Origin of the sequence: Gordonia sp. PvP123 (assembly GCF_040547295.1) — a bacterium.
Classification (GTDB): Bacteria; Actinomycetota; Actinomycetes; order Mycobacteriales; family Mycobacteriaceae; genus Gordonia; species Gordonia terrae.
Genome location: NZ_JBEPPN010000004.1, coordinates 122,571 through 140,669 on the forward strand (window position 1 = coordinate 122,571; position 18,099 = coordinate 140,669).

Annotated in this window: 15 protein-coding genes; 4 read left to right on the forward strand and 11 right to left on the reverse strand. The window is 68.4% G+C overall.

Annotation, left to right across the window (positions count from 1 at the left end; all coding sequences use genetic code 11):
* Positions 1 to 122: 122 nt before the first annotated feature.
* From ABIC25_RS08420 to ABIC25_RS08450, 7 genes are all read right to left on the reverse strand, one after another.
* Entirely contained in the window at positions 123 to 1,859 is a 1,737-nt protein-coding gene (locus tag ABIC25_RS08420; protein WP_354560934.1) for an ABC transporter ATP-binding protein, read from the reverse strand.
* Complete coding sequence (locus ABIC25_RS08425) at positions 1,856 to 3,760, reverse strand: ABC transporter ATP-binding protein (protein WP_354560936.1); 1,905 nt, start codon at positions 3,758 to 3,760, stop codon at positions 1,856 to 1,858. The genes ABIC25_RS08420 and ABIC25_RS08425 overlap by 4 nt, the downstream gene beginning before the upstream one ends.
* A 61-nt stretch (positions 3,761 to 3,821) precedes the next feature.
* Complete coding sequence (locus tag ABIC25_RS08430; RefSeq protein ID WP_004020832.1) at positions 3,822 to 4,469, reverse strand: TetR/AcrR family transcriptional regulator; 648 nt, start codon at positions 4,467 to 4,469, stop codon at positions 3,822 to 3,824.
* Between the two features lie 86 nt (positions 4,470 to 4,555).
* Entirely contained in the window at positions 4,556 to 6,082 is a 1,527-nt protein-coding gene (locus tag ABIC25_RS08435) for an aldehyde dehydrogenase family protein (protein ID WP_004020831.1), read from the reverse strand.
* Between the two features lie 306 nt (positions 6,083 to 6,388).
* Positions 6,389 to 7,546, reverse strand: a complete 1,158-nt coding sequence (locus ABIC25_RS08440; RefSeq protein WP_354560937.1) for an acetyl-CoA C-acetyltransferase — start codon at positions 7,544 to 7,546, stop codon at positions 6,389 to 6,391.
* Between the two features lie 38 nt (positions 7,547 to 7,584).
* Positions 7,585 to 8,424, reverse strand: coding sequence for an SDR family oxidoreductase (locus ABIC25_RS08445; RefSeq protein WP_354560939.1), 840 nt, complete (start codon positions 8,422 to 8,424; stop codon positions 7,585 to 7,587).
* A 1-nt stretch (position 8,425) separates the two neighbouring features.
* The gene (locus tag ABIC25_RS08450; protein WP_354560941.1) at positions 8,426 to 9,733 is read right to left on the reverse strand and encodes an acyl-CoA dehydrogenase family protein; all 1,308 of its coding nucleotides are present in this window, start codon (positions 9,731 to 9,733) and stop codon (positions 8,426 to 8,428) included.
* 43 nt (positions 9,734 to 9,776) lie between these two features.
* Here ABIC25_RS08450 and ABIC25_RS08455 point away from each other — a divergent pair, with 43 nt between their 5' ends.
* Positions 9,777 to 11,360 carry a FadD3 family acyl-CoA ligase gene (locus ABIC25_RS08455; protein ID WP_239403795.1) on the forward strand — a complete coding sequence of 528 codons (1,584 nt, stop codon included), beginning with the start codon at positions 9,777 to 9,779 and terminating at the stop codon, positions 11,358 to 11,360.
* A 31-nt stretch (positions 11,361 to 11,391) separates the two neighbouring features.
* On the opposite strand, the gene lysS is transcribed toward ABIC25_RS08455, so the two are convergent.
* The 3 genes from lysS to ABIC25_RS08470 form a co-directional block, all read right to left on the reverse strand.
* On the reverse strand, positions 11,392 to 12,960 hold the full coding sequence (lysS, locus tag ABIC25_RS08460; RefSeq protein ID WP_248643500.1) for a lysine--tRNA ligase: 1,569 nt from the start codon (positions 12,958 to 12,960) through the stop codon (positions 11,392 to 11,394).
* Positions 12,961 to 13,022: 62 nt separating this feature from the next.
* Complete coding sequence (locus tag ABIC25_RS08465; protein ID WP_101819823.1) at positions 13,023 to 13,484, reverse strand: hypothetical protein; 462 nt, start codon at positions 13,482 to 13,484, stop codon at positions 13,023 to 13,025.
* A gap of 161 nt (positions 13,485 to 13,645) precedes the next feature.
* Complete coding sequence (locus tag ABIC25_RS08470) at positions 13,646 to 14,773, reverse strand: FAD-dependent oxidoreductase (RefSeq protein WP_354561289.1); 1,128 nt, start codon at positions 14,771 to 14,773, stop codon at positions 13,646 to 13,648.
* An 82-nt stretch (positions 14,774 to 14,855) separates the two neighbouring features.
* Between ABIC25_RS08470 and ABIC25_RS08475 the strand changes: the two genes are divergently transcribed.
* Positions 14,856 to 15,326 carry a TetR/AcrR family transcriptional regulator gene (locus tag ABIC25_RS08475; protein WP_064569752.1) on the forward strand — a complete coding sequence of 157 codons (471 nt, stop codon included), beginning with the start codon at positions 14,856 to 14,858 and terminating at the stop codon, positions 15,324 to 15,326.
* Positions 15,327 to 15,341: 15 nt separating this feature from the next.
* Here the strand turns inward: ABIC25_RS08475 and ABIC25_RS08480 are convergent, their stop codons facing one another.
* On the reverse strand, positions 15,342 to 16,307 hold the full coding sequence (locus ABIC25_RS08480) for an alpha/beta hydrolase (protein ID WP_354560943.1): 966 nt from the start codon (positions 16,305 to 16,307) through the stop codon (positions 15,342 to 15,344).
* Between the two features lie 276 nt (positions 16,308 to 16,583).
* Between ABIC25_RS08480 and ABIC25_RS08485 the strand changes: the two genes are divergently transcribed.
* Together ABIC25_RS08485 and ABIC25_RS08490 are read left to right on the forward strand one after the other, a co-directional pair.
* Entirely contained in the window at positions 16,584 to 17,477 is an 894-nt protein-coding gene (locus ABIC25_RS08485; RefSeq protein WP_354560945.1) for an SMP-30/gluconolactonase/LRE family protein, read from the forward strand.
* A 37-nt stretch (positions 17,478 to 17,514) separates the two neighbouring features.
* Positions 17,515 to 18,099 carry a TetR/AcrR family transcriptional regulator gene (locus ABIC25_RS08490; RefSeq protein ID WP_354560947.1) on the forward strand — a complete coding sequence of 195 codons (585 nt, stop codon included), beginning with the start codon at positions 17,515 to 17,517 and terminating at the stop codon, positions 18,097 to 18,099.

Here is an 18,099-nt window from a genome sequence, read left to right on the forward strand (position 1 = left end):
TCTCGTAGCGAGAAGATGGGTTGCAGAGTGCGCACTTTCGCTACGAGATCTCGGTAGGGCCGGGGCGATCGGCCCTGAAGTGAGGACAGTCTGACCCATTTGCACTGCCTGAAGGGGCGCGCCTACGCCGACGGCGTCAGCGTCCAGCCGGCAGCAGCGGTGCGCTGGTTCCAGAACTCGGTGTAACGCCCGCCCCGGGTGAGCAGTTCGTCGTGGGTGCCGATGGCGTCGACACCGCCCTTATCGTCGAGGACGACGATCTGGTCGGCGGCGATCACGGTCGAGAGCTTGTGCGCGATGACCAGCACCGTGCTCTGGTCGGCGAGGCGGCGGATCGACTCGGCGACGTGCGATTCGTTCTCGGGATCGAGAGCACTGGTCGCCTCGTCGAAGAGCACGATCGGGGCGTCCTTGAGCAACGCGCGGGCGATCGAGACCCGTTGCCGCTCACCGCCGGACAGCGCCGAACCGCCCTCGCCGACGACTGTGTGCCAGCCATCGGGCAGCCGGTCGACGATCGAGGTGACGCCCGCTGTCTCGGCCGCGGCGCGAGTCTCGTCGTCGGAAGCATCGGGGCGGCCCAGTTTGATGTTCTCCCACAACGTGTCGTCGAAGAGGTAGACGTCCTGGAACACCTGGGACAGCTGGCCCATGAGCGCACCGGTCTCCTGCTCCCGCACGTCGACGCCACCGACCTTCACGACGCCGCCGTCGACGTCGTAGAACCGGGCGATGAGGCGGAAGATGGTCGACTTTCCCGATCCGGAGGGACCGACGAGCGCCGTCATCGTGCCCGGACGAGCCCGAAGCGACACGTCGCGCAGGACCTGCGCGCCGGTCTCGTATCCGAATGCCACACCGTCGAGTTCGACGGCACCCGGCTCGGTGATCGGCGTCGGCCGCTCGGGCGCGGGCATCCGGTCGGTGTCGAGCACACCGGTGATGCGATTGATCTCGTCGGTGGACATGCGCAGCGTCGAACCCAGTTCGGCGAGTTCGCCGATCGGCCCGAAGAAGCGCGCCGCGAGCCCGAAGACCGCGATCAGCAGCGCCGGTTCGATGTGACCCGCCACGGCCAGCCACGCGCCGAGGGCGAGCACGGCACTGAAGACAACCTGCACCGACAACCCGTTCAGCAGGATGCCGAGGATCGAGCGCCAGAGCATCGACTTGCCCACGCGGGCTTGCCGGCCGAGCGCGTCGGCGAGCGGCTTGTGCGCGGAGTCCGAATCACCGAAGGCGCGCAGCACCGCCTGGCAGCGGGCGAACTCCAGCACCCGGTTGTTGACCTTGACGGCCTCGGCACGCTTGCGCCCCTCGGACTTCGCGAGGAACGAGCTCGACAGCTTGCCGACGTACATCAGGAGCAGTGTCCCGACGACCATGAGAAGACCGATGCGCCAGTCGAAGAAGCAGATGCCGATGACGACCACCACGGAGCTGACCGTGTTGACCACGACCGGGGTGATGTAGTGCGCCCCGGTGCTGCCGACGAACATCGTTCCCTTGACCGCGATCTGGGAGACGTCGCCGACCCGGTCGCGGGTGAACCAGCCGAGCGGCAGCGTCACCATGTGGTCGCCGAGGCGGTGATGCAGCATGCGCATCGCGTAGAGGGCCATCGTCATGCCCTTGAGCGACTGGACGTACGCGCTGACCGCGCAGATGACGACGAGCACGGCCAACGGCCACAACCACTGTGCAGCGGCGGACAGATCGCCGGTCAGCAGGTGTTCGACGATCGGGACCAGGGTGAGCATCGCCAACCCCTGCGCGATGCCGTAGACGACCACCCAGGTCAGGAAGACGACCATGCGGGCACGTTCCGAACCCAGGATCGTGTAGAAACCGCGGATCATCGTGCCACCTCGCTGCTCGCGACCGCGCCGCGCGCGATCTCCTCGTCCTGTCGGGTGGTCCCGGCCTCGTAGGCGGCCCACATCGACGCATACAGCCCGCCGCGGGCGACCAATTCGTCCTGCCGGCCCTGTTCGACGACCCGGCCCCGATCGAGGACGACGATGTTGTCCGCGTGCGTGATCGAGCCGAGCCGGTGGGCGATGACGAGCACGGTTCGCCCGACCATCAGGGTGCCGATGGCCTGCTGGATCTGCGCCTCCGACTCTGGATCGGCGAAGGCGGTCGCCTCGTCGAGGACGAGGATCGGCGTGTCGGCGAGCAGTGCCCGCGCGATCGAGACGCGTTGCGCCTCACCGCCGGAGAAGTGTACGCCATCGCCGACCACGGTGTCGTAGCCGTCGGGTAGCTCCAGGATGCGGTCGTGGATCTGCGCGGCACGGGCGGCATCGTAGACCTGCACGTCGCTCGCGTCTGGACGGCCGAGCCGAATGTTGTCGCGCACCGACATCGTCAACAGCTGCACGTCCTGCAGCACGAAACCGACATGGCGGTAGAGCTCGGTGGCGGCGATGTCCCGCACGTCCACCCCACCGATGCGGACCGCGCCGGAATCGGGATCGCCGAAGCGGGGCAACAGTGTCGCGAGCGTCGACTTCCCGCTTCCGGACGGCCCGACGAGCGCGGTCACGGTGCCTTCGGCCAGTTCGACGCTGACGTCGTCGAGCGCCTTCACCCCGGACGGCACGCCGAGACGCGGCGGGTAGGTGAAGTGCACGTTCTCGATCCGCACGTCGTGTCCGGCGGGCACCTGCGGGTTGTCCGGGACGTCGAGTTCGGGCTCGGCGAGCAGCGCGGCGATACGCAGCGCCGCGGCCGAAGCCTGCTGACGGGTGTGGACCGCGGTGGACACGGTGAGCAGCGCAGTGGGCAGCACCATCGCGATCAGCGTCGAGCCGACGAGTTCGATGGGCTGGACCCACCCGTTGTCGACGAACCAGTACCCGACCCCGAGGTTGACCAGCAGGATCAAGGGCGCGCTGATCAGGACGGTGGTGACCGCCTGGACGCGCAGCATCGGCCCCATGTAGCCGGCGAAGTCGTCGTTGAACTCGTCGGCGGCATCGACGAAACGCCGGTGGGCCTTGCCCGTCTGCCCGAACGTCTTCACCACGGCGACACCCGAGATGAACTCGACGATGGTGGCGCTGATCCGCGCCACACCCTTGTCCATCTTCTCCATCTCGGTCGTGAGGTCGCGAGCCATGTAGGAGTAGGTCAGGGCATACAGCGGCACGGTGGCGACGGCCAGGAGCCCGAGTCGCCAATCCAGGTAGAAGCAGTAGACGAGCGCGAAGATCGGCGAGAGCATCGCGGCCGTGGCTTCGACCGTCGCATGGGCGACCAGGTAGTGCAGATCTGCGACGTCGTTCTGCACGGACTTGCGGACCGCACCGGAGCTGGTGCGGCTGAACCAGCCCAGCGGGAGCCGACCGAGCTTGTCCGCGATGCGGATTCGAAGTTGTGCCTGGAGGTCGAGATCGGCGAAGTGGGTGATCGCGAGCGCGAGGAAGCTGAAGGCCGCGCGTGCGCCGAGTCCCGCGACGACCAGCCACACGACCAACCACACGCGACCCGAATCGACCGGCCCGGGTTCGAGCAGGATGCGTCCGAGTTCGACGATCCCGATGAACGGCACCACCGTTGCCGCGGAGGCGAAGACCTGGACGAACTGGGCGAGGAGCGTGCGCTTCTTCACCGGGGCCAGGATGTCGGCGAGGGCAGCGGCTTTCGCCTTGGACTCGGATCGGGCCTGGGCGCGCGCCGCTTTCGGATCGTCGGGTCCGGCGTCGACGTCGGACACTGGTGCAGGCGCGGCCACATCGGTTCCGCCAATTGTCATATGCGCACAATAACGGCCGGACGCTGGGAAAGGAAAGCTACCCTAACTTCGACGTGCGTGGTCAGCGCGGCAGGATGCCGTCGAGGACAACCGACAGGTACTGGTCGGCGATCGAATCGACCGACATCGAGCCGCCGGGCCGGTACCACCGCACGGCAACCCACACGGTGTCGCGCATGAACCGGTAGACCAGTTCGACGTCGAGATCGGCGCGGAACTCCCCGTTCTCGACGCCGCGTTGCAGCACCGACTGCCACAGCCGGCGGAACTCGACGTTCAGCTCGGAGATATAGGCGAAGCGTTCCTGACTCGAAAGTCGCTTCGCCTCGTCCTGGTAGATCGCGACCGCATTGCGTTCGGCGTCGATGGACTCGAACGACGCGATGACGAGACCGCGCAACGTCTCGGTCGCCGACTTGCTCGACGCCGCGATCTCCCGGTAGCGGGCGAACAGATCGTCGAGGAAGCCACGCAGGATCTCGTCGACCATCGACTCCTTGGAGTCGAAGTGGTGATACAGGCTGCCGGACAAGATGCCGGCCGCATCGGCGATGTCTCGGACGGTGGTCGACCGCAGGCCCTGCTCGGCGAACATCTGCCCGGCCGTCGCCAGCAGCTCGTCCCGACGTGACGAACGCGCCGGAGCGTCGGCCGTACTCGCAGCGGTCCGGCCGTTCGCGTCGATCCTGGTCTGGCCTCGTGGTGACAAGCGCATCCTCCTGAGAGAGTCTGCGCTCACCCTAGCAAGCGCTTGGCCGGGACCGTCGGACGACGATCCCGGCCAAGCGACCGATGCTACGCGCCGAGGCGCTTGCGCACCTTCTTCATCGCGCGGTTGTTGAAGAACTTCCACAGCTTGAGCTGATTGTTGGTCAGCTTGGTGTCCTTGGGCAGGAACGGCGGCGACATCATCTCGGCGACGCTGACCGGCAGCGTCGAGAACGCGACGGCCCTGGCATGGCTGAACGTCTCGAAGCCGGTGCGGCCGTGGTAACCGCCCATGCCGCTGTTGCCGACACCGGCGAACGGCAGTTCGCCGCTGAACAGGTGGATGGCGAAGTCGTTGCCGTTGATCGAGCCGCTGCGGGTGTTGTCGGCGAGCTTCTGGAAACGCTCGTTCTGCTCACCGCACCAGTACATGGTCAGCGGATGCGGGTGCGAGCTGATCTGGCTGATGACCTCGGACAGATCGCGGTAGGGGTACACGGTCAGCACCGGACCGAAGACCTCGTCCTCCTCGATCTTCATGCCCGCCTTGACGCCGGTGAGCAGCGTCGGCGGGATCTTGCGGCGCTCGGCATCCGGCAGCGGCTCGCCACCGGGGATCACCTGCCGCTTGGTGGCGCCGAGCTGCTCGGCGTCGTCGATGAGCCCGAGGATGCGCTCGTAGTTCTTCTGGTTGATCGTCGAGGTGAACTGATCGTTGTCGATGATCGTCGGGAAGTTCTTGGTCCAGCGCGCGACGACCTTGTCGGTGAACTCACCGAGCTTGGCCTCGGGGACGAAGACGTAGTCCGGGCACAGGCACACCTGGCCGCCGTTGACCATGCGGGCATCGGCGAGCATCGTCGCGGCCTTGTCGATGTCGGCGTCGATGTCGACGACGGCCGGGTTTTTGCCACCGAGTTCGAGAGTGACCGGGATCAGGTTCTTCGCGGCCTCCTGGGCCACCGAGGCACCCACCCCGGGCGAGCCGGTGAAGAACATGTGGTCGACCTTGAGCTTCGCGAAGTCCGAACCCGAACCGTGCTTGGAGGTGGCGACCGCCAGCTCCTCGATCGAGAAGTAGTTCGGGGCATGCTTGGCGATCACGTCGGTGGTCTTCGCGGTCACCGACGACGGACGCAGGATGACCCGGTTGCCGGCCGCGAAGGCCGAGCCCGCGGGCACGATCGTCAGCTGCAGCGGGAAGTTCCACGGCCCCATGATGGCGACGACGCCGAGCGGGTCGTGGCGGATGCTCTGCTTGTACCCGAGCAGGCCCTGCACCTTGGCGACCTTGGACTCGGCCATCCAGTCCTTGACGCCGCGGCGCTGATGCGCGAGGTCGATCATGCAGCCGGCGACGTCGGCGGCCAGCGACAGCTCGCGCGGGCGGGAGCCGAAGTCCTCTGCCAGCGCTGCGGCGATCTCGTCGGCGTTGTCGAGCAACAGGGCCGCCAGCCGCGTGATGCGGTCGATGCGGGTGTCGGCGTCGGGAATCCCGTCGCGCAGGAACGCCGCGCGCTGGATCTCGACCAGTTCGGTCAGCGTGTGCGCCTCCGACGAGACGCCACGCGTCGAAATCGCGTCGGTGCCGGTGTGTTCAGCAGGCTTGGTCATCGAGATCCCCTCAGCTAGGTCGAGCTGCACCCATGTGCGGCGTTGGAACGAAACGGTCCGCCTGTCCCACACAATAGTATGCGCCAGGTCACACCTACATGTGGGCACGCCTGTTGTCAGAATGCTACGACCCCGAGACCGAAACGTCGAGGGGGTGAACGCTCAGCCGAGCCGCTCGATGATGGTGACGTTGGCGGTCCCGCCGCCTTCGCACCCGCGGCTGACCGCCGAACCTCAGCCCAGCCGCTCGATGATGGTGACGTTGGCGGTCCCGCCGCCCTCGCACCCGCGGCTGACCGCCGAACCTCAGCCCAGCCGCTCGATGATCGTGACGTTGGCGGTCCCGCCGCCCTCGCACATCGTCTGCAGGCCGTAGCGGCCGCCGGTGCGCTCGAGTTCGTTGAGGAGGGTGGCGAACAGCTTGGCGCCGGTGGCGCCGAGCGGGTGGCCGAGGGCGATGGCGCCGCCGTTGGGGTTGACCTTGGCGGGGTCGGCGCCGGTCTCCTTGAGCCAGGCGAGCACTACGGGTGCGAAGGCCTCGTTGATCTCGACGACGTCGATGTCGTCGATGGACAGTCCGGTCTTGTCGAGCGCGTACTTGGTGGCGGGGATGGGCGCGGACAGCATCATCACGGGGTCGTCGCCGCGCACGGACATGTGGTGAATGCGGGCGCGCGGGGTGAGGTTGTGTTCTTTCAGCGCGCGCTCGGAGACGACGAGGGTCGCCGAGGAACCGTCGGCGATCTGCGACGCGACGGCGGCGGTGAGGCGTGAGCCCTCGGCGAGCACCTGGAGGCCGGCCATCTTCTCCATCGAGGTCTCGCGCGGGCATTCGTCGACGACGCAGTCGCCGAGCGTGATGTTCTCCTTGTCGAACTTGCCGTCGGCGATCGCCGACCGGGCACGCTCGTGTGATTGCAGGGCCCAGCGCTCCATGTCCTCGCGGCTGATGTCCCACTTCTTGGCCATCATGTCCGCGCCGAGGAACTGCGAGATCTGCGCATCCCCGAAGCGCTCCTGCCAGCCCGCGGATTCCGCTGTGGGCGTCGTGAATCCGAAGTCCTTGCCCGCGATCATGGCCTGGGAGATGGGGATCGCGCTCATGTTCTGCAGGCCGCCGGCGACCACGATGTCCTGGGTGCCGCTCATGACGCCCTGGGCGGCGAAGTGGATGGCCTGCTGACTGGAACCACACTGACGATCGACGGTGGTGCCGGGCACCTCGAGCGGGAGACCCGCGGCGAGCCAGGCGGTCCGCGCGACGTTGCCGGCCTGCCCCCCGATGGTGTCGAGGCAGCCGAACACCACGTCGTCGACGGCTGCCGGGTCGATACCGGTGCGCTCGACGAGGGCGGAGATGATGTGGGCGCCGAGATCGGCGGGGTGGGTCTTGGCCAGCGAGCCGTTGCGCTTGCCGACCGGGGTGCGGACGGCGTCGACGATGTAGGCCTGGGGTGTGGTCATGGTCGGTGCTCCTTGGATCGGTGGAAGTCGGTTGCGCGTCAGGCGCGTTGGCTGGAGATCGAGACGACCTCGCCGGTGAGGTAGGTGGTGTAGTCGCTGGCCAGCATCGCGACGGTTGCGGCGACCTCCCACACCTCGGCGGCGCGTCCGTAGGCCTCGCGGGAGGCGAGTTCGTCGAGGAGGTCGTCGCTGGTGACCTTCGCGAGGAACGGGTGTTTGGCGATCGACGGCGCAATCGCGTTGATGCGTACCCCGACGTCGGCGGCTTCGAGGGCCGAACACCGGGTCAGGGCCATCACCCCGGCCTTGGCAGCGGCGTAGTGCGCCTGGCCGCGCTGCGCCCGCCACCCGAGCACCGACGCGTTGTTGACGATGACGCCGTTGTGGTCGACCGATCCGAAGTACCTCAGGGCAGCACGGGTGGCGCGGAAGGTACCGGTGAGCGTGATGTCGAGGACCCGGTCCCATTCCTCGTCGGTCATCTCGGCGACCGGGGTCTCCCCACCGAGTCCGGCGTTGTTGACCAGCACATCGATGCGCCCGAGTTCGCTTGCGGCATCGGTGATCAGCGCATCGACCTCGGCGGTGACCTGGACATTGCACGTGCGCTGGGCGACTGTACGGTCGGGGAACTCGGCGGCCAGCTTCTCGGCCGCCTCGCCGAGGCGTCGTTCGTGCCAGTCGCTGATGAGCACATCCGCGCCCTCGAGCAGGGCGCGCCGGGCTGACGCGAAGCCGATACCCGTTCCCGCGGCGGCGGTCACCACGACCTTCTTGCCCAGCAGCAGGTCGTGCCCGCCGATCTCGGCGGGCGGGGTGGCGAGCGGCGAGAGCGCTCCGCCCGGCGCGCGGGTCCCGTTGACATCGACTCCGGTCATCTCAACGTGCCTCTCGGGGTAGGCCGAGCACCCGCTCGGCGATGATGTTGCGCTGCACCTCGTTCGATCCGCCGTAGATCGTGTCGGCGCGGGTGAACAGGTAGAGCCGTTGCCATTCGTCGAGTTCGACGTTCTCCGGATCGGTGATGTCGTTGGCCTTGCCCTCGGCGGTCGCGGCCGGACCGATCAGCGAGGGTGCGCCGACGACGTCCATCGCGAGCTCACCGAGATCGCGATGCCAGTTCGCCCACAACAACTTCGACACCGACGCCGCGCCCGCTGGATTGGGCCCGCTCGCTCCGCTCCCGGCGCCCGCTTGCGAAGTCACGTCGCCGTCGAGCGTCCGTTGGGCATGCGCCCGCATGACGGTCAGTCCGATGTCAGCGCGCGCGAGGCGCGATGCGATCTCCGGATCGTCCAGCGCCCCGTTGACACGGGCGAGGTCGGTGAGATTGCCCAGCTCGCGCGCGAATCCGACCTGCTGGCCCAGTGTCGACACTCCGCGTTCGAACTGCAGCAGTCCCATCGCGACCTTCCAACCGTCGCCGGGTTCGCCGACGATCATATCGGCCTCGGTCTCCGCGTCGTCGAAGAACACCTCATTGAATTCCGAAGTGCCGGTGAGCTGTTGGATCGGACGCACGGTGATGCCCGGCTGGTCGAGCGGAACCAGCAGGAAGCTCAGGCCGGCATGTCGCGACGATCCCTTCTCGGTGCGCGCGATCACGAACACCCACTGCGCGACATGCGCGAGCGAGGTCCAGATCTTCTGGCCGTTGATGATCCACTTGCCCGAGCCGTTCGACTCGTCGAGGCGTGCGGACGTGGACACACCCGCGAGATCCGATCCGGCGCCGGGCTCGGAGTAGCCCTGCGACCACAGTTCGGTGACATCGACGATCCCGGGCAGCAGGCGCCGCTTCTGCTCGTCGGTGCCGTAGGCGATGAGCGTGGGACCCAACAACTCCTCGCCCAGGTGGTTCACCCGCGCGGGCGCGTTCGCGCGGGCGTATTCGCGGTGGAAGATGATCCGCTGCTCGAGCGTCGCTCCCCGACCGCCGTACTCGACCGGCCAGCCGATGCAGGTCCAGCCGGCGCGGGCGAGGTGACGGTCCCATTCAAGGCGTTCGGCGAAGAACTCGTGTTCGCTACCGGGGCCGCCCCGACCCTTCAGATCGGCGAAGTCGCCCGTCAGGTTCTCGTCGAGCCACGTCCGCACCGCGGCCGCGAACTCAGTGGTGGCGTTCGGCGTCGATTTCGCCCATTCACCCAGGTCGACGGCACGATCGGCGAGATTCGTCGTGGTCATGAGCGCTAGCATAACGCACCAAGCAAGTGCTAGGTTGGGGCGCATGGCGCAGACCTCTCTGCACGAGACTCTCCCCTCACCCACCACACCCGCCGCCGTACGTCGCGCAGCGCACACCTGGGCCGACCGTATCGCTCTCGTCGACGCGCAGTGGGCCCCTTCGTCGCATCCGCGCCTCGAGTTGACCTGGGCGCAGCTGCACGGCGCGGTGCGCACCTTCGCCGGTGCGTTGGTGGCGTCGGGCATCCAGGCCGGGGACCGGGTCGCGATCTGGTCACCGAACAGCTTCCACTGGCCGATCGCGGCGCTCGGCGTCCACTACGCGGGTGCCACACTCGTTCCGCTCAACACCCGCTACACCGCGGGCGAGGCGGTCGAGATCGTCGAACGGTCGGGGTCCCGCGCCGTCATCGTGTCCGGCGAATTCCTCGGGGCCGACCACGCATCCGAGCTCCTGCGCGATCACCGTGCGTCGATGCCGGATCTGGTCGTGCGGGTGCCGCTGACCGACGGCACGACCGCCCCCGACGGCGCCGTCGACTGGCATGAGTTCCTGGATCGGGCGACCGACGACGCACAGACCGAGGCCGACCGTCGCGCCGACGCCGTCTCCCCCGAAGACATCTCCGACATCCTCTTCACCTCCGGGACGACCGGAAAGTCCAAGGGAGTGCTGGCAACTCACCGACAGACCCTCACCGGGTCGTACGGGTGGGGCGCGAACGCGGGACTGCACCCCGGTGACCGCTACCTGATGGTCAACCCGTATTTCCACACGTTCGGATACAAGGCGGGCATCCTGCCGAGCGTCCTGTTCGGCGTGACGATGCTGCCGCTCGCCGTGTACTCACCGGAGCAGGCGATGACGCTCGTGTCCGACGAACGCGCAACGGTCTTCCCCGGCGCACCCACGATCTTCCAGACCATCCTCGACGACCCGAAACGCGCCGACCACGATCTGTCCAGCCTGCGCATCGTCATCACCGGCGCCGCGATCGTGCCCGTCGTCCTCGTCGAACGCCTCCAGCAGGACCTCGGCGTGGACACCGTCATCACCGCCTACGGCCTGACCGAGGCGAGCGGCTTCGTGTCGACATGCACGCCCGACGACGACGACACGACGGTGGCCACCACCTGCGGGCGGGCGTTCCCGGGCATGGAGATCCGGCTCTCCGACGACGGCGAGGTGCTCGCCCGCGGAGACATGGTGATGGTCGGCTACCTCGACGATCCCGACGCCACCGCTGCGACGATCGACGCCGACGGATGGCTGCACACCGGTGACATCGGGACCATCGACGAGCGCGGCAACCTGAAGATCACCGACCGACTCAAGGACATGTACATCTGCGGTGGGTTCAACGTCTACCCCGCGGAGATCGAGCAGACCCTCGCCCGGATCGACGGTGTCACCGAGTCGGCGGTCGTCGGTGTCCCCGACGACCGGCTCGGCGAGGTCGGCCGCGCCTACCTGACGGTCCGCGCGGACGCCGACCTCGACGAGGACCGTGTGATCGCCTACGCCAAGCAGCATCTCGCGAACTTCAAGGTCCCCCGGTCGGTGGTCTTCGTCGAGCAGTTCCCCCGCAACGCGGCGGGCAAGATCCTCAAGCGCAACCTCACCTGACCCCACCCGGGATTCCGCTCCGAAATCCCGGTCAGGAGCGGGGCTTCACCAGGGGGAAGAGGATGGTGTCGCGGATGCCGAGACCGGTGAGGGCCATCAACAGACGGTCGATGCCCATCCCGGTGCCGGTGGTCGGCGGCATGCCGTACTCCATCGCGGCGAGGAACTCCTCGTCGAGGACCATCGCCTCGTCGTCACCGGCGGCGGCCAGGCGCGCCTGGTCGGCGAAACGCTCGCGCTGGATGACGGGGTCGACGAGTTCGGAGTAGCCGGTCGCCAACTCGAAGCCGCGCACGTAGAGGTCCCACTTCTCCACGACGCCGGTCACCGACCGGTGCGCGCGGACCAACGGCGAGGTCTCGACCGGGAAGTCGCGGACGAAGACCGGGCGATCCAGCTTCTCACCGACCATGTGTTCCCAGAGTTCTTCGACGAGCTTGCCGTGGCCGTACCCCTTGTCCTTCGGGATCTCGAGGCCCACCCGTGCCGCGATCGCGAGCAACTGGTCGACGGTGGTCTCGCCGTCGGCGCCCGCGGGGACGATCTGCTCACCGAGTGCCTCGGACAGCGACGGGTACATCTCCAGCGCGGTCCACTCACCGGACAGGTCGTAGGTGGAACCGTCCGGCATGGTCGGGGTCTGGGTGCCGAGCGCCGCCTGCGAAACCTCTTGCACGAGTTCGCGGATCATGACGGCGGAATCGTCGTAGGTGCCGTAGGCCTGATAGGTCTCGAGCATCGCGAATTCCGGCGAATGGGTGGAGTCGGCACCCTCGTTGCGGAAGTTGCGGTTGATCTCGAAGACGCGCTCGATGCCGCCGACCACACAACGCTTGAGGAACAGTTCCGGTGCGATGCGCAGGAACAGGTCGATGTCGAACGCGTTGGAGTGCGTGACGAACGGTCGCGCCGCCGCACCGCCGTGCAGGGTCTGCAGCATCGGGGTCTCGACCTCGAGGAAACCTCGACGGCCCAGGGCCGCACGGAGTTCGGCGATCACCGAGATCCGGGTCCGGGCGATGCTGCGCGCCTCCGGACGCATGATGAGGTCGACGTAGCGCTGCCGCACGCGGGTCTCCTCGTTCATGTCCTTGTGGGCGACAGGCAACGGACGCAACGACTTCGACGCCATCTGCCAACCGTCGGCCATCACCGACAGTTCGCCGGTGCGCGAGCTGATGACCTCGCCCGAGATGAAGACGATGTCTCCGAGGTCGACCTCGGACTTCCACCGCGCCAACGCGTCCTCGCCGACGCCGTTGAAGCTGACCATCGCCTGCAGCTGGGTGCCGTCGCCCTCCTGAAGCGTCGCGAAGCACAGCTTGCCCTTGTTGCGCAGGAAGATCACGCGCCCGCTCACGCCGACGTGTTGTCCGGTCTCGGTACCGGCCTCGAGGTCGGGATAGGCCGCGCGGATCTCACCGAGGCTGTGGGTGCGCGGGATCGCCACCGGGTAGGCCTCGCGACCCTCGGCCAGGATCCGCTCACGCTTCTCGCGGCGGATCCGCAACTGCTCGGGAGTCTGCTCGTCGGTCGCTTCGGGCGTGGCGGTGCTGGTCGGCCTGTCACTCACCCCACGCACCCTATCGGGGCCGGTCATCGACTCCCAACTCACCGCCCGGCCGTGATCGAGGCCACAACCGGGTCGTGCTGGGCGCGGGTTCAGCTCTCGTGTGCGGAGATGACGGCGAGGTCGTCGGGGCGGATCCGGCCGTTGACCCGTGCCGACCGCATCCGACGGTGCCCGCCGACGACGAACACCGCACCGTGCACGCCACGCGCCTGCAGGTGCCACGCGAGCCATTCGGCCTCGTGCCCGTCCTCGCTGACGAGAATCCATCGCGACTCCGGTCGGGCGGCGCGCAGGGAATCAGGGGTGTCCGGCGTGAGCCGGTCGAGAACCTCGACCGCATCGATGGCGAGGGCACCGAACAGTGCGCCGTCGAGCTGACGGCGCCGGTGGGAGCGAACGTCGACCGGGATCGCGCCGGCGGCGACCGCGGACGCGTAGTCGTCGACCCGCAGGGACAACGGCGCACGGGGTGCCGGGGCGACAGTGGGCGGCGCAACGGAGAACACCGAGGCGGGCGAGGTGACAGCAGAAGAAGCAACCGAAGCGGTCATGAGGAGATGTCCTGAGGTGATCGAGATCGAGCGGGGAGCGCGAAGTAGGGCAGCCGCAAACGCGGTACTAGCCCCGACAACACTCCTGACAGCTCATGATCACGGCGACGAGTATGCCACAGCCCGCCCCGACCGGCCAGACCCCGATCGGAGCGACGACGTCACACTTCCGGCGGCTCCCACCGCTGCACGCGTCGCATCTGCGCGTTGAGGACGGCGTCGGGCGTCATGCGCAGGGCGAGGTCGCGGGCCCGGACCGCCGGCCCGGCGCGCATCTGGCCGACCCGGCCGACCATCGACGCCTGCCGCGCGATCCGTTGGGTCCGCGGGCGCCGCAGCTCGTCGTAGACCCGCAACGTGTCGTCGAGACCGCCGGGACCCGACCTGCGCAACAGGGCCACCAGGGTGGCCGCGTCCTCCATCGCCTGGTTGGCTCCCTGACCCAGATTCGGCGTCATGGCATGCGCGGCGTCGCCGACGAGGACGCACCGCGATCCGACGAACGTCGGCAGGGAGGCGGCGAGTTCCTCGATCGGGAGATACCCGACGTCCGCCGGGTCGGTGGCCTCGAGCAACTCCCCGATCGGCCGGTGCCACCCCGAAAACCGTTGCCGCACTTCGTCGAGGCCGCCGTCGCCGTCTCCTGTGGTCGACACCGAGGCGAACCAGTAGACGTGTCCGTCCGGCAGCGGCGCGATCCCGAACCGCGCCCCACGACCGGTCGTCTCACCCGCGGCGTCGACCCTCACCGGGGTTGATGTGACAGCTCGCCAGGCGGAGTAACCGCACCGTCGGACGCCCGGGTCCGCGACGATCGCGGGCCGCACCCGGCTGCGGAGGCCGTCGGCGCCGACGATCAGATCGCAGTCACCGATCTCGGTTCCGTCGGACAACCGCACAAGTCCACTCCCGGGCGAGATGTCGTCGACACCCGATCCTGTCCGGATCTCGACGTCGTCGGTCACCGCGGCGAGCAGGCCCGCGTGGAGGTCGGTGCGGCGCACGACGCGCATGTCGACCAGTGACGCCGGGTCGAATCGACTGAGCCACCGGCCGTTCGGCGTCCTGGTCCCGCTTGTCGGCGCAGGCGGAGCAAGAGCGTCGCCGATCGCCGACCGCAACCCGAGGGCGTCGAGCGCACGGACCCCGTTGGCGAACACGCTCAGACCCGCCCCGCCGCCCCGTACCTCAGGTGCCCGCTCCACGACGGTGACGCGCACCCCGTTGCGTGCCAGACCGGCTGCGGTGCACAGCCCGGCGATCCCCGCACCCACCACCACGACCTTCATGATCTTCTTCTCCACATGGAGAAGAAGGATAGCAGATACACTTCTCCAGGTGGAGAAATCGACGACTGCATCGACTCGCGACGTGCTGCTCGACACCGGCATCACCCTCATCGGCACCCTGGGTATCCGCCAGGCGTCCGCACGCGCCGTCGAAGACGCGGCGGGAGTCCCACACGGGAGCGTTCGGCATCACTTCGGCGGGCTGAGCGGCTTCCTCGCGGCTCTCGTCGAGCACGTCTTCACCGCTGACCGCGCCGCCGACGGCGAGTCGACGCGCGAGGTGATCGCCCGCTGGTTGGGCACCGACCGGATCCGCACCCGGGCGCGCTACGAACTCATGCTCCTGGCGACACGCGACGAGGAGCTGCGCCGGGCCATGGTCGGACACCGCGACCGCTATGTCGAGGCGCTCGTCGACGGCGGGCTGCCCCGCACCGAGGCCCGCCAACTCGTCGCCGCGCTCGACGGCCTGGTCCTCGACGCACTGCTGCGGGACTCCGACGGCACCGACGCCGACCACGATCCCACTCCCCTGCTGCGCGCGTTCCGCTGACACCGGCAGGCGTGTTCACGCCTCCCCGACGAGATCGGCGGCCAGCGCACGCAGATGTGCGGCCAACTCGTCGACGCCGGGTTGTTCGACCGGGAAGTGCCCACACCCGGTCAGCAGGTGGATGTCGGTACGCGCCGCGATCCGTCGCGCGAAGCGCACACTGACCTCCGGCGGTGTCCAGGAGTCGGCCGCCGGGTGGACCAGCAGCACGCGCGGACCCCGGTACTCCTCAGGGGGCGGCACCTCGTGGGTCATCAGGTCGGCCAAGAATCCCAGCGAGACCGACGATCCGGCACCCAGCCGGTCGTCGAGGCAGGCCCGGGACAGTGCCGGGTCGAGACTCATCGCGGACATCGGCGCCACCCAGCGGATCGGGAATCGCACCCGCGCGAGCGTTCCGAGCCGCGCGAGCACCGGCATCAGCGGGGAGAGTCGCCCGAGCATCGGCGTGCGCGCGACTGCTCGCCGCGCGTCGGGATCGCCGGCCAGATCCAGCAGGCAGGTCGCGACGACCGCGGCGACCCGCCCGGTACGGTTCGCGACCTCGTAGGCGAGCATGCCGCCGAGGCTCGCACCCAGCACGACGAGGGGCCGCGGATCGTCGTCGGTCTCGGCCACCACGAGGTCGCAGACCAGATCGATCCAGTCCTGGTGGCGAACCCGCCCGGGGTCGGCGACCCGCGTACGGCCGTACTGCGGCAGATCGGGAGCCAGCACCTCGTACCCCTCGTCGGCGAGGACCGCACCCAGCGGCCAGACCAGGGCGCTGTGTCCGCCACCTCCGTGCAGCAGCAGCACGCGCAGTGGTGCCGCGTTCCGGCGCGCCCGCAGGATGTGCACATCCACCTCCCCGCACGGCCGGTCGGAGCTCGACGGCCAGGCCCACCAGCCGGATTCGGCAGCCACCCCGGTGGCTGCGGACCGCCACGGTTCGGGCAGGAAGCGAAGGTAGGATTCGGGCGTTCCGGATTCGCGGATCATGCATCCATCGTCGAACCGGAGAAGTCCACCGGCAACTCGCATTCCACCGGCGTCGAGAAGATGCGAAACATACTCGGCGGCAACGGTCTTCGTTCACCGTCGGCCTACTTCTCGGGCACGCACTCAGCTTCTCGACGTCGGGGAGCACGGAGCCGACGTCCACCGCATCGCCGAGAATGTCGGACTGCGACGAGCTGCGACGCGATAGCGTGTGGGCCGACGGTGAGGCGGTGGGCGATGCGAGGGTCTTCGCGAGTGGGTGCGGTGGTCGTGGTGATGGCGTCTGTGGTTCTGGGACTCCAGCCGACGACGGCCGCGGCGGCGCCCGGATGCGCCCACGTGACGGTGACCGAGGTCGTTCCGTCGTCGACGCCGACCGGATGGTCGGAGAACGTCGGCTACGACGCCGACGGAAACCTGTGGGTGTCGCGGATTCTCGAGAACGTCGTCGAGAGACGTGACCAGCGGGGCCGGGTCACGGCTCGCGTCCGCGTCGAGTCACCCGGCGCCGTCCGTCTCGGCCCGGACGGTCTCCTCTACATCGCCTCTGGCGACTCGCCGGTCAACATGCTGCCCGGGTCTCCGCTGGTCGGCAAGGTCCTGCGGATCGACCCGCGTTTGCCCTCCGCGCCGGCGAGCGTCTTCGCACGCGGACTGGGTATGCCGAACGGGCTGGCCGTGGACCGCACCGGCGACGTGTACGTCTCCGACGGGCGACTCGGGGTTGTGCGGATCCGCCCCGACGGTTCCATCGATCGCGCCTGGTCGGCCGCGGCACCGAAGAACCTGACTCTCAGTGCCACGATCAACGGAACCGGGATCAACGGCGCCGTGATCGTCGGTCGGGACCTATTTGTCACGCTGACCATGAGCGCAACGGGTCGCGTGCTGCGTGTCCCGCTCGCCGATCCCGCCGCCTCCTCCGTGGCGGCCGATCTCACCACTCCGCTGCCGGGTGTGCTCGACGATCTCACCGCGGTCGGCCCCGGACAGCTCGCGGTGTCGTCGACCACCGGCCAGGTCCACCTCGTGGACCTCGGGACCGATCGGATCTGCACCACGAACGTCGGGCAGCCGGTGACCGCCCTCGCCGTGGTACCCGGATCGACCGGTCGCCTCGTGGCCGGGACGGAATCGGGGGCGCTGCTGACCCTGTCGATCGGCCGCTGAGTCCACCCCTCCGCCGCGAACGCGAGAGACCGAACAGATGCGCAAAAGACCACGGCAACAACGCTCTTCGTTCACCGTCGAAACGATCCTCGAGGCGACCACACAGCTCCTCGACACCGAGGGCGCGGAGGTGACCACCAACCGCATCGCGGAGAAGGCCGGGGTGTCGGTGGGTTCGATCTACCAGTACTTCGGCGACAAGCAGGCGATCTTCGACGAACTCGCGCGGCGCCACCTCGACGACGCCGACCTGGCGATGACCGCGGTGCTCGACGACAATCCGGTGGGTTCCAGTCCATGGCCGGAGGTGCTGCGCGCCGTGATCGAGGTGGCGGTGCGCGAGAACTCGACACACGGTCGTGCCCATGGGCGCCTGCGCGAACTGGCCGATCCGGCACGCCTGGCCGCCGGGTACACCGCGCTCGTGGACACCCTGATCGCTCGGCTGACCGCCTACCTCGTCGCCGACGGTTGGACCGTGGAGTCCGCGGCGGTGGACCTACGGCTCGCGTTCGCGGCCGTCGATGCCCAGGTGCATCAGCTGGCCGGCACCGAGCTGACCGGCGACGAACTGACCGACCGAGTCAGCGCCTACACCGAAGCCGCGCTCCGCGGGCGCTGA

Coding starts and splice junctions, on each gene's coding strand:
- ABIC25_RS08420 (WP_354560934.1), bottom strand. CDS start 1,859: ATGATCCGCGGTTTCTACACGATCCTGGGTTCGGAACGTGCCCGCATG.
- ABIC25_RS08465 (WP_101819823.1), bottom strand. CDS start 13,484: ATGACCGCTTCGGTTGCTTCTTCTGCTGTCACCTCGCCCGCCTCGGTG.
- ABIC25_RS08490 (WP_354560947.1), top strand. CDS start 17,515: ATGCGCAAAAGACCACGGCAACAACGCTCTTCGTTCACCGTCGAAACG.
- lysS (WP_248643500.1), bottom strand. CDS start 12,960: ATGACCGGCCCCGATAGGGTGCGTGGGGTGAGTGACAGGCCGACCAGC.
- ABIC25_RS08485 (WP_354560945.1), top strand. CDS start 16,584: ATGGCGTCTGTGGTTCTGGGACTCCAGCCGACGACGGCCGCGGCGGCG.
- ABIC25_RS08450 (WP_354560941.1), bottom strand. CDS start 9,733: ATGACCACGACGAATCTCGCCGATCGTGCCGTCGACCTGGGTGAATGG.
- ABIC25_RS08425 (WP_354560936.1), bottom strand. CDS start 3,760: ATGACAATTGGCGGAACCGATGTGGCCGCGCCTGCACCAGTGTCCGAC.
- ABIC25_RS08445 (WP_354560939.1), bottom strand. CDS start 8,424: ATGACCGGAGTCGATGTCAACGGGACCCGCGCGCCGGGCGGAGCGCTC.
- ABIC25_RS08470 (WP_354561289.1), bottom strand. CDS start 14,773: ATGAAGGTCGTGGTGGTGGGTGCGGGGATCGCCGGGCTGTGCACCGCA.
- ABIC25_RS08440 (WP_354560937.1), bottom strand. CDS start 7,546: ATGACCACACCCCAGGCCTACATCGTCGACGCCGTCCGCACCCCGGTC.
- ABIC25_RS08435 (WP_004020831.1), bottom strand. CDS start 6,082: ATGACCAAGCCTGCTGAACACACCGGCACCGACGCGATTTCGACGCGT.
- ABIC25_RS08480 (WP_354560943.1), bottom strand. CDS start 16,307: ATGATCCGCGAATCCGGAACGCCCGAATCCTACCTTCGCTTCCTGCCC.
- ABIC25_RS08455 (WP_239403795.1), top strand. CDS start 9,777: ATGGCGCAGACCTCTCTGCACGAGACTCTCCCCTCACCCACCACACCC.